General features: G+C 59.1%; 10 protein-coding genes. All 10 read right to left on the reverse strand.

Going from position 1 to position 12101, the window contains the following annotated elements; genetic code table 11:
- Window positions 1-17: 17 nt before the first annotated feature.
- Window positions 18-1346 carry a glycolate oxidase subunit GlcF gene (gene glcF, locus LGM89_RS01760; RefSeq protein ID WP_089496694.1) on the reverse strand — a complete coding sequence of 443 codons (1329 nt, stop codon included), beginning with the start codon at window positions 1344-1346 and terminating at the stop codon, window positions 18-20.
- A 1-nt stretch (window position 1347) separates the two neighbouring features.
- Window positions 1348-2565 carry an FAD-binding protein gene (locus LGM89_RS01765; protein ID WP_226272108.1) on the reverse strand — a complete coding sequence of 406 codons (1218 nt, stop codon included), beginning with the start codon at window positions 2563-2565 and terminating at the stop codon, window positions 1348-1350.
- 9 nt (window positions 2566-2574) lie between these two features.
- Window positions 2575-4062 (reverse strand): FAD-linked oxidase C-terminal domain-containing protein, encoded by a 1488-nt coding sequence (locus LGM89_RS01770; RefSeq protein ID WP_226272467.1) that lies wholly within the window; start codon window positions 4060-4062, stop codon window positions 2575-2577.
- Window positions 4063-4414: 352 nt separating this feature from the next.
- Window positions 4415-5713, reverse strand: coding sequence for a c-type cytochrome (locus LGM89_RS01775; RefSeq protein WP_226272109.1), 1299 nt, complete (start codon window positions 5711-5713; stop codon window positions 4415-4417).
- Entirely contained in the window at window positions 5710-8013 is a 2304-nt protein-coding gene (locus LGM89_RS01780; protein WP_226272110.1) for a xanthine dehydrogenase family protein molybdopterin-binding subunit, read from the reverse strand. The genes LGM89_RS01775 and LGM89_RS01780 overlap by 4 nt, the downstream gene beginning before the upstream one ends.
- Window positions 7965-8459 (reverse strand): (2Fe-2S)-binding protein, encoded by a 495-nt coding sequence (locus tag LGM89_RS01785; protein WP_226202859.1) that lies wholly within the window; start codon window positions 8457-8459, stop codon window positions 7965-7967. Before LGM89_RS01785 ends, LGM89_RS01780 begins: the two co-directional genes overlap by 49 nt.
- Before the next feature lie 368 nt (window positions 8460-8827).
- A complete protein-coding gene (locus LGM89_RS01790; RefSeq protein WP_226272111.1) occupies window positions 8828-9805 on the reverse strand; it encodes a quinone oxidoreductase family protein in 978 nt (325 codons plus the stop codon).
- Between the two features lie 357 nt (window positions 9806-10162).
- The gene (locus LGM89_RS01795; RefSeq protein WP_226202855.1) at window positions 10163-10543 is read right to left on the reverse strand and encodes a BON domain-containing protein; all 381 of its coding nucleotides are present in this window, start codon (window positions 10541-10543) and stop codon (window positions 10163-10165) included.
- 163 nt (window positions 10544-10706) lie between these two features.
- Entirely contained in the window at window positions 10707-11534 is an 828-nt protein-coding gene (locus tag LGM89_RS01800; RefSeq protein WP_226272112.1) for an alpha/beta fold hydrolase, read from the reverse strand.
- A gap of 55 nt (window positions 11535-11589) precedes the next feature.
- Entirely contained in the window at window positions 11590-12012 is a 423-nt protein-coding gene (locus LGM89_RS01805; RefSeq protein ID WP_082138633.1) for a DUF3331 domain-containing protein, read from the reverse strand.
- Window positions 12013-12101 lie beyond the last annotated feature (89 nt).

Consider the following 12101-nt stretch of genomic DNA (forward strand, 5'->3'; position numbering starts at 1 on the left):
GACATGTCGGGATATCATCATTCGGCGTGGCACGAGCCCCGCGACTTGATCACGTCTTGCAATGCGCCGGGCAACGGCCCGCCAGTCGCCCAGTCGAGCAACTGCACTGTATGCACGAACGGCATGCTGACCGCGCTAGCGAGCTGGGTCATGCAACCGATGTTGCCGCTCGCTGCAATTGTGGCGCCCGTTGCCGCGATCGCCGCGACCTTGCGCTGCTTCAACTCGTCCGCGATCTCGGGTTGCAGCAGGTTGTATACACCGGCCGACCCGCAGCACATGAAGTTGTCCGACGGTTGGACGACGTCGAACCCTGCGGCATTCAGCAAGTCGATCGGCTGATGCACTATCCGCTGGCCGTGTTGCATCGAGCACGCGGCGTGATAGACAACTCGCAACCCAGGCACGATCACCGGCATCCGAAGTCCCAGCTGCGTCATGAACTCCGAAATGTCCCTGGCAAGTGCACTGATGCGCGCGGCCTTATCCTTCCACGCAGGATCGAGCCGCAATGCATGACCGTAAGCCTTGAGCGAGGTACCGCATCCAGACGTGTTGACGATGATGGCGTCGAGCCCCTCCGGCCCGTCGGCCTCACGCAGCCACGCATCGATATTCGACTTTGCCAGCTGCAGTGCCTGCGCTTCATGTCCCATGTGCTCGGCCGGTGCCCCACAGCACCCAGCCCCACGCGCGATAACGACTTCGACACCATGCCGCTGCAACAGCCTGATCGTCGCTTCGTTGATGGCAGGATCCAGTACAGTTTGCACACAACCATTCAGCAAGCTCACGCGCGCACGCCGCGGCCCTTGCGCGGGAAACACCTGCGGTCGGTCGACTGGGCTTGCCTTCGGAAGCGGCTTGCGAGGGATCGTCTCCAACATCGCACGCGGCGCGCCGCCGAACACCGACCGCAGCGGCCAGAACAGCCGACCGACAGCCAGTGCGGCACGAAACATTCCGCGCCTCGGAATCAGTGCGGCCAGTGCGCGACGGATCGCACGCTGCACGAGCGGCCGACGATAATGGTTCTCAACGTATTCGCGGCCATGTGCGATCAACTTCGAATACTGTACGTCGGACGGACAGATCGCCTCGCACGCGAGACAAGTAAGGCAGCGATCGAGGTGCTCGACTGTCTTCGGGTCCGGTGCACCGCCCGACTCGTACATGTTCCTCATCAAGACAATGCGCCCGCGCGGGCTGTCGTTCTCGTCGTGGCGAACTTGATAGGTTGGGCAGTGCGAAAGGCAAGTACCGCAATGTACGCAACTACGGATGATGTCGTTCGACAGTGCGATATCAGGGTCGATCAGTGCAGTGTCGGGAATGCGGGTTCTCATGTCACGCCACTCCCGCAGCGAAGGGTACGAGCCGGCCTGGATTAAGCACTCGGTTCGGATCGAAGATTCCGCGCACCCGTTCACCGAGCGCACGCAGCGCTGCGGGATGACGATGAAACGCGCCGACCGTACGCCGCAGCGTCGCAGGCGCTCGCAACAAACAGGCACGCCCGCCTACTGCATCAGCAGCGCGCCTGAGCGCCTCCGCTTGGACCGCAGCATCTGCCTCGCCGGTTCGCAGGAACACAAGGCTACCGCCCCAATCGTAGATCGCGTCACCCCCCATTGATTCGACGATTCTCGCGGCTTGTGTGCCAGGTAGCATGAGTCGCCATATGCATGCGTTCGGGTCGTCAGCGAACTCCTGCAGATTGCGCAACGCACGCCAAAATTCACGACTCGCGTCGGTGCCTATCGATTGAATTGTGAAGGATCGCCCCAGGTGCTTCACGAGCGCCTTCGCACGCGCCGCTAACGACACACCGAAACCTTCCAGCCTTAAAGCCGTGGTCTGGGCCTCACGACGCGCGCCGCCGATATGAGCTGCGGCACTAACGTCGAAAGGCAACTGCAGCGCATCGGTCAACAGTTCGATCGCCGCCCCGTCGTCGAGCCCGTCGATCAGCAAAGTGATCTCGTCCAACCACGCCGGCTGCAGTTTCAAGGTGACAGTCGTCAGCACAGCCAGCGTTCCGAACGAGCCGGCCATCAACCGAGGCAAATCGTAGCCGGTCACATTCTTGACGGTGCGCCCGCCCGCCTTGAACGCCTCCCCTCGACCGTTCACGCCCTCCACGCCAAGCACCGCGTCGCGCACCCCACCCGAAGATACCCGGCGCGGTCCGGAAAGATTGGTGGCGACAATACCGCCAATCGTGCTGCGTCCCGCCTGCTCCCCAAACAACGCGCCGTAATCCGGGGGCTCGAACGCGAGCTGTTGCCGGTGTGCAGCCAGAGTCTCGTGTACCACCTCGATAGGCGTGCCAGCCCGCACTTTGATCACAAGTTCCTCGGGTTCGTAGAAGTCGATCCCGGAAACTGCAGACAAATCCAGCAGCGCGTCGGCGCTGATCGGCTCGCCGAATCCGCGCTTTGTCCCACCTCCGACGATCTCGAAGGAGCGGCCATGAGTATCCGCGTCGACGACGATGTCGACCAGATCTTCCGCATCACGCGGGCGGATTCGATCTAGTGTTAGGGGATTGTCGGTCGGTATCATTTGCATATCCTAGAAGCGGGGAACATCGGCAAAGCGCACGTTGCCGTCGCGCATACGGGTGCGGCCCAATTCGACGCAACGGCAAGCTGTCGGGAACACCTTGCCAGGGTTGAGCAACTCATTCGGATCGAATGCACACTTGAGCCGTTGCTGCTGCGCAATGTCGTTCGGGTCGAATTGGTAATGCAGCAAATCACGCTTCTCGACACCAATGCCATGTTCACCGCTCAGCACACCACCGAGATCGACGCAGGCTCGAAGAATGTCCGCGCCGAATGCTTCTGCCTTCTCGAGATCACCTGGAATGGCAGCATCGAACAACACCATCGGATGCAAGTTGCCATCGCCCGCGTGAAAGCAGTTCGCGTACTCGAGCCCATGCCGTTTCGACAACGCCTCAATCCGATTCAATATCTCCGCGAGACGGCGACGGGGAATCGTTCCGTCCGTTACGTAGACATCCCGCGCGATCTTTCCCATCGCACCGAATGCAAGCTTGCGGGCACGCCACAGACGTTCGCGTTCAGCTTCTGTCCGGCTGACCTTCAGGTCGACAGCACCAGCGTTGCGGGCGATGCGCTCCACCTGCTCGACCAGCGCATCCACCTCGCTTTCGGTGCCATCCAGTTCGCACAGCAACAACGCCTCGACACCGGGGGACGGCATCTCACCGAGCAACGACGCCACCGCTCCGATCACCCTGCGGTCGACGAATTCGAGTCCGGCCGGCACAATGCCGCTCCCAATGATGTCGCCGACACACTGGCTCGCGTGGGCGACATCGACGAAACCCAGCGACACGACGCGCGCTAGCGGTGGTTCAGGCGTCAGCCGCACCGCGATTTCAGTCACGACGGCCAACAGACCTTCGGAGCCGATCAATGCACCACAGAGGTCGAACTCGCCGTCCGCGCCACCAACAAACGCACCGCCCAGCCTGAGTATTTCGCCCGTCATCAACACGATTTCCATTCCGGTAACGTGATTCGACGTGACACCATATTTCAGGCAATGCACTCCTCCTGAGTTCTCGGCGACGTTTCCCCCGATCGTCGAAATCGCCTGACTGGATGGGTCCGGCATGTAGCAGAGGCCAAGCGAACGAACCGCCTCGGTCACCCGGATGTTCTGCACACCAGGCTGAACTCGCGCGACACGATTTGCGGCATCGATATCGACGATGCGGTTCATGCGGGCTGTGCCGAGCAAGATGCCATCCTCAAGCGGCAACGCGCCGCCAGACAGCGACGTACCCGATCCTCGCGGCACAACCTTGATGCGCGCGGCGTGGCAGTACGTGAGTATTCGGCTAACCTGCTCCGTCGTGTCGGGGAGAACTACAAGTAACGGCAATGCCGTATATGCGGTCAGACCATCGCACTCGTACGGGCGTCGCTCCGCCTCGCTATCGAGCACCCATTCTTCTCCAACGATCTCTCGCAAGTCTTCCGCAATCGTGGCGCGGCGATCGATAACGGACGAATCGACAACAGGCATTTTCACGTTGGAAGCTCCTTCGGCGACTGGTTGTCCAGACATGCGGGCACGACCAACTTCGGGCGCACCGTCCATTCAATAACTTACCTGCCAATTAGATAACTCAACCCAATCAAAAACAACTTAATCTTTATTAATTCATTGACGAACTTTTCGAATATAAACTGGTTCGAATCGATGAAAAATCGCAACCAACCTTTCAGTTGATAGAATTTCTTTGGCGAAAAATAATTTTTTGCACAGATATATAACCCATCAACCAGCGATCATCTTCTAAAAACGAAGAATATTCGACCGCATAACAGGCGGATACTTTTTTGATCGAAACAGAATACGAATCAATCAATCCGATTTATTTTCTGAATTCCGCCACTCGATCTGGCGTAACTTGCCCTCTCTTTCCGCTGAATTGAGCGATCGTGTAGTTTGCGACTGCAGCAATCTCGACATCACTGTATGCGGCACCGAACGCAGGCATTGACGTGGAAGGGGCGTCGTCGCGGCTGTGCGACCCATCGAGCAGCAAGCCTATGAGGTTGTCGCCGGCCGGGTCGCTCAGGGCATGGGCCCCGGCTAGACTGGCACGCTTCATTTGCTGCCCATTTCCATCGTAACCATGACAACTCACGCAGGCAGCTTCGAATATGCGCTTGCCGACACCGTCACCTCCAGGTACGGTTGCCCATCGCCCCGATCGCGCGAGTGTTGACGATGCCACGGAAATGGCCGCCTCCGGATCGCTACGCTGTGATGGGACGGTCCGCAGGTATGTCACCATATCCTCAATGTCGCGCCGTGGTAGTCGACCAAGACTCATCTCGACCGCCTCTCGCATACTGCCCGACGCCGCGCCATGGCCGACTGCATATCCGCTTGACAAATACTCGACGAGATCCGAATCGCTCCATCCACCGATTCCGGTGTCGGGATCAGAAGTAATGTTCCACGCTTTCCAACCATCCACGACACCACCCGACAACATTTTCGCGGTCTTCGTGGCGAACAACATATTTCGCGGTGTGTGACATTCCCCGCAATGGGCAAGGCCATTGACGAGATAGTTTCCACGGTTCCAGGAGATGCTGCGCGTCGGATCGGGAGTGAATACCTTGTTATCGAAGAAAAGTAACTTCCAGGCCCGCATCAATCGACGCTGATCAAAAGGGAAGGCGAGGTCATTCGACGGTGCCGGCGTATGGACCGGCTCCATCGTTGCGAGAAACGCTCGGATCGCCAATGCGTCATCATTGGAGAGCTTTGAATACGACGTATATGGAAACGCAGGATAGAGATCTTCGCCATGCCGCCCCACGCCTTCGCGCAAGGCTCGTACGAACTCCGCGTCGCTCCACGCTCCGATGCCGTAGGTTCTGTCTGGCGTTATATTGGGTGCGTATATTTTGCCGAATGGGAGCTTGAAGCTCGTACCGCCCGCGAACGGCCGACCGTTCGGTACCGTGTGACATGCAGCACAGTCTGCAGCGGTAGCAAGATAACGACCTCGAGCTATTAACGCATCGCCTCGTGGCAACACCGTACTTGTCGAGACTGGCTCAAGGCGATGCGGCCAGAAAAAGACCGACGCCAGGCCGGCGAACGCCGCACTTCCCAGGGCGATCGCGACCACCCATTTTTTTTGACGGAGCATCATGCGCGTCTCCCGTCGAATGCAGAAATCGATGGTGGACGTCGATTTTCCCCTTTGATCGCCAACGCCGGCCTGTTGATAGGCAGACTACGCTGCCGCACCCCGGTCGCCGCGAATATGGCATTCGCCAGCGCTGGGGCAGCCGAGACCGTTCCGACTTCACCGAGTCCGCCCGGCGACTCCTCGCTCGGCATGACGATTACCTCGAATGGAGGCACTTCGTTCATGCGGATCTGACGATAGTCATGGAAGTTGCTCTGCTGGACCACACCATTTTCTATCGTGATCGCGTTATAGAGCGCAGCCGAGAGCCCGAACAACACGCCACCCTGGACTTGCGCCACAACGCTGTCTGGATTGACGGCGATGCCACAGTCAACGACCGCCGTAGCTCGCCGCAACCGAATATCTCCTTGTGGATCCACCTCGATCTCCACCACGAGTGCAGCGTGCGTGCCGAAACTGTCATGCAGTGAGACACCTCGGCCGCAGCGTGGTGGTAGCGGGTCTCCCCAACCGGCAGCCTTTGCCGCTCGATCGAGCACGGCTAGCGAACGGGGGTTTTGGCGCAGGAGCGCACGGCGGTATTCGATCGGATCGCGTTTCGCGGCATGCGCGAGCTCGTCCAAAAAGGATTCGACAACAAATACGTTATGAGTCTCCCCGACCCCGCGCCACCAATTCAGTGCGACAGGCCCATCCTGCCTCACCCAATCGGAGCGCATCGCGGCAATTTCATAAGGCAGGTCTGCCGCACCGGCCACGGCATCATGATCGAGTTGACCCTGTGGCCACGGCTTGCGATCGTAGTATGGACGGACGGTCGAGCATCTCGTGCGGTGTATCCAAGCTGCCGGCATACCGTCCGCTCCGAGCGTCGCAGAGATGGTGTCATGATATGCAGGACGAAAGCGATCGTGCTGGATATCCTGTTCACGCGTCCAGATCACCTTGAGCGGATACGTGACTTGGCGCGCAAAGCGCACCGCTTGCTCGATCGTATCGACAGCCAGTCGGCGGCCAAATCCGCCACCAATCAGGTGATTGCGAACAACGACCTGTTCCATCGATAGACCGGTGATCTGTGCAGCAACAATACGTGCTGTCTGCGGCACCTGCGTGCCAACCCAGATATCGCACCCGTCTGGCCGCACGTGAACCGTCGTGTTGATCGGCTCGAGTGCTGCATGCGCCAAGTATGGCAGCGTATAAACGGAATCGATCCGGTGATTGCCGGCCTCATTCAACTTGCGTTCCGGATCACCGACCTGCTTGCCGAGTATAGGTGTACCCCGCGCATCTCGTAGCTCGTTCGCGAGCGCGCTCGAGGTCAGCGCAGCATTGGGCCCGGCTTCCCATTCGACCTGCAATTGCGCCAGCGCACGACGCGCTATCCAATAGTTTTCACCGACCACTGCTACGGCATCGTCAATTCGCAACACGTCAATCACGCCTGGCATTGCACGAGCGGCCCGGTCGTCGACGCGGTGGACCTTGCCGCCGATGGTCGGACTCATCACCAGTGCTGCAACACGCATTCCTGCGACATGTACATCGATCCCGAACGTAGCGGTCCCGTTAACCTTGGCCGGCGTATCGACCCGCTTGGTTGATTTGCCGATGAGCCGGAAACGTGAAGGTGGCTTCAACGCGACACGCGTCGGCATTGGCTGCCGGCGTGCGGCCGACGCGACTGCTCCAAAAGACAGCGTTCGCCCGGTCGGATCGTGGGTGATGATCGCGCGCGATACGGAACATTCCGTTGCAGGAACATGCCACCGCTCGGCCGCGGCCCCTACCAACATTGTGCGCGCGGCCGCACCGGCACTTCTTAGCGAACCGAAATAAGCCCGAACCGATGTAGAGCCCCCTGTGGCCTGTGCTTTCAGAAGCGACTGAGTATAGGCATGAGCATCGGCGGGCGCCATCACGACCTCGACCTGGTCGAGTTCCACCTCGAGTTCCTCGGCCAGCATCATCGCCTCGCCGGTAGCGATACCCTGCCCCATTTCGACGCTCGGCACCACAAGCACGATTCGCCCATCGACACCGATGCGAATGAAACCATTTGGGACAAAACCATCAAAACCCGTACCCGACGCGTCGAGGGCACCGACAGCAGCAAGATCCGGTTCTCTCATAAACGCACGCGCCGGCGCCGCAAGGGAAAAGCCAACCAGCAACGCGCCTGCCGTCAAGAACCGACGGCGTGCGATGTCAGGTAAGGTAGCTTCGTCAACAGGCCCATACGTTTTCATGTTGCCACCTTGATTGCTGCACGAATGCGCGGGTACGTACAGCATCGGCACAGATTTCCTGACATCGCTGCGTCGATGGCCGCATCGTCGGGATGGGGGTCGCGCATCAGCAGGCCAGCAGCCGACATGATCTGCCCAGACTGGCAGTAACCGCACTGGACTACTTCAAGCTTGAGCCAGGCCGCCTGGACCCGCTTGCCGATATCGGTTTTACCGATTGCTTCGATTGTCGTCACTGGCCCGTTGACGTCAGACACCGGCAAAACGCACGAGCGCACCGGATTTCCGTCCAGGTGCACCGTGCAGGCACCGCACTGTCCGATGCCGCAGCCGAATTTCGTACCGCACAAACCGACGATCTCGCGCAACGCCCACAGGAGCGGCATGTCAGGGGGAACGCGAAGTTCAGTGCGCTGCCCGTTGATGACCAGTGACGTAACCGGCCACGGTGAATTCGTCTGTTGCTCCAGTATTGGCACTTGCTTTCCCATTGGCAGTCGTCCTTGATCAGCGGATGCGGTTAATCGCACGCCTTTGTCACCATGTCCCGCGAGTCATGGAAATTGACACTCACAGATTAGGGGATTCCATAACGAGACTCCTGAATCTGCCTGAATCGTTCTTGGAGAATGAAACGAATCGACTGGACGAGGAAGAAGGTCCGGCAATTGGGCATTGATCTTCGAGTACCGTCGGACACGCCATCGTCGACCGTACGCCAATTGCAAACCGATCGGTTCGCCGGCAGACAGACCTGTCGCGCCTCGACACAACAGACCTGCAAGTGGCAACCGCATGCGGCTCATCTGAAATGCGGATTGGGTATGTACCGCGATAACGCGCGATTCGAGGACAACGCTCAGGGTTTTAGCAGCGTCCGATAAGCTGCGCCGGCACATGCAGTCCGATACGCGCGCACCGCGTCATCGAGGTCAAACATGTAATCGTCGTGAATCGGAAAAGGTCTCAACGCGCCACGCTCAAATGCGGGAAGCAGCTTGTCCAGGATGACCGCACTTTTGCGTGCATCGAGACCGAGCGTGTTGGCTCCAACATAGCTGTGCTGGTCACGATAGAACGTGGAGATATCGAACGGCACCGTCCCCTCGGCCGTCGAAATGAAGATCTGTGCACCACCGGCCGCCATTACCAAATTGGCTTGCTCGAAGTACGGGCTGCCGATCGCGTTAAATACGATGTCCGCACCATGTCCATGTGTGACATCACGCACCATCACTTCGAAATCGCTCGAAGACGCATCGATCATACGTACCTTGTTGTTCGCGTGACCAAGGTAGGCCGGTGCTGTACGCTCGGCAGCTACCGTGGTGGCGCCCACCATCGTCGCGAGTTGAATCGCAGCTTGTCCGACAATTCCGTTGGCACCGATGACCAGCACCACATCCCCTTTATTGACCCCACCAGCCCGACGAAAACCCTCGAATGCCGTAACAAACGGCACACCGACTGTCCCGGCTTCGTCCAACGTCAAGTTAGCAGGCTTTTCGCGCACGCTATGGAGCGGAATTGCAAGATAGCGCGCGTGCGTGCCGTCACGCCGGATTCCAAGATCGGCGCCGCTGCCCCACACCGACCGTCCAACAAGCGCCGGTGGCCCATCGATTACTCGACCGGCATAGTCGCGACCTGGTGTGCGCGGCCACACGGCGTGTTGCATTAGGCCAAGCATTGCGTTCACGTCACTTGGATCAACGCCGGCACTTGCAATTTCGACAATGCATTCCGAATCATTCGTTTCGGGAAGCGATTGTGTCTCAACTTCCAGGCGCAAGGTGTTTACATCATTGCTGCTCTCAAGGACGCGAACGCGCCTCATTCGTCTGCCTCTCCAGGAAGCTCCAACTGCCGAAATGACGTTCCGAGTACAGCCGCATACGATCGCTCACGAACTCGGGGATAGTCGCTTAAGATGGGGCTAGCATCAGAACCTGCGATGACCGTGGGAGCGCCGCCTGGCGCCACGCACCGATGAAACTCCCGAGATGTCGACCCGACCACTGACTGTGCGACAGTCGCACTTGCGGTGTTCAGCTGCTCACTTATGCAGCAGCTTCGAGAAGCTCACCGTGTGCCTGACATTGCTCGGCCAGGCCGTTGCGCTCGAACGCAACGGCCATCCTGGCTATCAATACTCCGCGTTCTCGCCGCCATCAGATCAGGTCTGGCACAACGCTCAGCTGCCGCCTTCGGTAAGCGTCAGCCGGTTGCTCACCGACGTCACACCCGGTACCGCACTCGCGCGCTTTTCTGCAAGCTGGATCTGCGCATCATCCGCAGTCTCGCCGGTCAACGTCACTGCGCCGCCTTTGGCAAACACGACAATGCGTGCCGAATCCAGCGCGTGATCCTGCTCGAAACTTTTCCGCACGCGCTTTGCAAGAGCCCGATCGGCGGCTTTCGCTTTCTTGCGCGAGGCGACAACAGCAGGATCCTTATGTTTCCGGGCAATGGCGGAAGATCCTGGCTCGGCGGGTGCATACGCAACCGATGCGGACGCTATCGAAGGAGCCGCTACGACTGCAGCAATGAAAACGGAAAGAAGGCTAGATTTCATGTGATTTCCTCAGGGCTATGATGAACGTTGCAGAGCCTGCTACGCGACGCAGAAATCGAATTCCACTGAGCGATCACCGTCGTCAAGTGCACTTACATGCGGCTGGAGTGTTCGTTCGGAATCGACACAGATCGCGCTATTTTTGCTGCCCAACCGAGTGCGGTTATTCGTGCGCTCGCACGAAAGCAAGCAGATCTTCATTCAGTTGCTCCGCATGCGTCAGGTACAGTGCGTGTGGACCACCTTCGTATTCGCGTAGAGTCGCGTGAGGCACGCGATTGGCTGTCGCTCTTGCCGTAAGCCCGATCGGTGCGGTCTGGTCATCATCGCCGTGCACGATCAACGTCGGTACATCGAGCTTGTTGAGATCTGCACGGAAATCCGTTTCTGAAAACGCATGCACACAATCGAGCGTGGCGTTCAGGCCTGCCTGCAGCGCCATGTACGTCGTTGCGTCAAGCGCCGCGCGTGAGACTGTCGAACCGGCTCGGTTGGAACCGGTGAACAACGGCCAGAAATTCTCGAGAAAGGTGGCGCGGTCGGCGAGTATTGCCGTGCGCATGCCATCGAACACTTCGACCGCGACGCCCTCCTGATAATCGTCGCGCTGCGCAATCAAAGGCGTAACCGCTCCGATCAGCACGGCCTTTGCCACGCGGGCGGTGCCGTGTCGAGCGATGTAGCGCGCAACCTCGCCGCTCCCCATCGAGAAGCCAACGAGCGTAACCTCGCGCAGATCGAGCTGATCGAGCAAGGCGGCGAGATCGTCAGCCAGCGTATCGTAGTCGTAACCTTGCCACGGCTGGCTGGACCGACCGAACCCGCGTCGGTCGTATGCGATGCATCGAAACCCCCGCGATGCGAGGTGATGCATCTGAACATCCCACATATCAGCATTCAACGGCCAGCCGTGAATGAAAACAACCGGTTTACCGGAACCCCAGTCCTTGTAGTAAAGCGAAACGCCATCGTGGGTGGTGAACAGACTCATAGTTATTTCCTGACAGGTTGGCGGTCGGCGGATTGGCCCGCGACCTGAATAAATATCAATGGCGACTCAGTTCGACGATCAGCCGTTCCAGTTCGGTCGTCAGAATCATCTCCGCACCGTTCGCCGGTCTTCTTGCGCCACGCCACTGCGGCTTGTAAACAGGATCGCCCGGGCGAATGACGCGTCCACTCAACGCGCAGAGCGCTCGCATTCGGGACTTCGCGTTGATCCAGCGTTGCTCGTCGTAGCGACAGCACGTCGGATCACTCCAAGATACGAGAACGGACGACTCGGTCTGGCGCTCGACGGAAACGATTGAGCTCCGCGCTCGCACGTTGCCGAGCGATTGCATAGATGCGACATCGCGTCGGCATCGTCCGGCGACATCGACACTTTGACAAACCGGCAGATGACTGTCCGTGCCGAACAACGGGGCGAACTGCGTAATCATCCGCTCCCAGCGACTGATCTCATTCATGGCAAGGCATCCTCGCAAATGACGTGGGTGACGCGTCCCCGTGTCTGACCGCTGCGTCAGTCGTGACGCCTCCTGGCGTGAAGCGATAC

Origin of the sequence: Burkholderia sp. AU31624 (assembly GCF_020420065.1) — a bacterium.
Taxonomy (GTDB): Bacteria; Pseudomonadota; Gammaproteobacteria; order Burkholderiales; family Burkholderiaceae; genus Burkholderia.

Bases quoted from the DNA above. Each gene is read 5' to 3' on its own strand.
- glcF (WP_089496694.1), bottom strand. From the start codon at position 1,346: ATGAGAACCCGCATTCCCGACACTGCACTGATCGACCCTGATATCGCA.
- LGM89_RS01765 (WP_226272108.1), bottom strand. From the start codon at position 2,565: ATGATACCGACCGACAATCCCCTAACACTAGATCGAATCCGCCCGCGT.
- LGM89_RS01770 (WP_226272467.1), bottom strand. From the start codon at position 4,062: ATGCCTGTTGTCGATTCGTCCGTTATCGATCGCCGCGCCACGATTGCG.
- LGM89_RS01775 (WP_226272109.1), bottom strand. From the start codon at position 5,713: ATGATGCTCCGTCAAAAAAAATGGGTGGTCGCGATCGCCCTGGGAAGT.
- LGM89_RS01780 (WP_226272110.1), bottom strand. From the start codon at position 8,013: ATGCTGTACGTACCCGCGCATTCGTGCAGCAATCAAGGTGGCAACATG.
- LGM89_RS01785 (WP_226202859.1), bottom strand. From the start codon at position 8,459: ATGGGAAAGCAAGTGCCAATACTGGAGCAACAGACGAATTCACCGTGG.
- LGM89_RS01790 (WP_226272111.1), bottom strand. From the start codon at position 9,805: ATGAGGCGCGTTCGCGTCCTTGAGAGCAGCAATGATGTAAACACCTTG.
- LGM89_RS01795 (WP_226202855.1), bottom strand. From the start codon at position 10,543: ATGAAATCTAGCCTTCTTTCCGTTTTCATTGCTGCAGTCGTAGCGGCT.
- LGM89_RS01800 (WP_226272112.1), bottom strand. From the start codon at position 11,534: ATGAGTCTGTTCACCACCCACGATGGCGTTTCGCTTTACTACAAGGAC.
- LGM89_RS01805 (WP_082138633.1), bottom strand. From the start codon at position 12,012: ATGAATGAGATCAGTCGCTGGGAGCGGATGATTACGCAGTTCGCCCCG.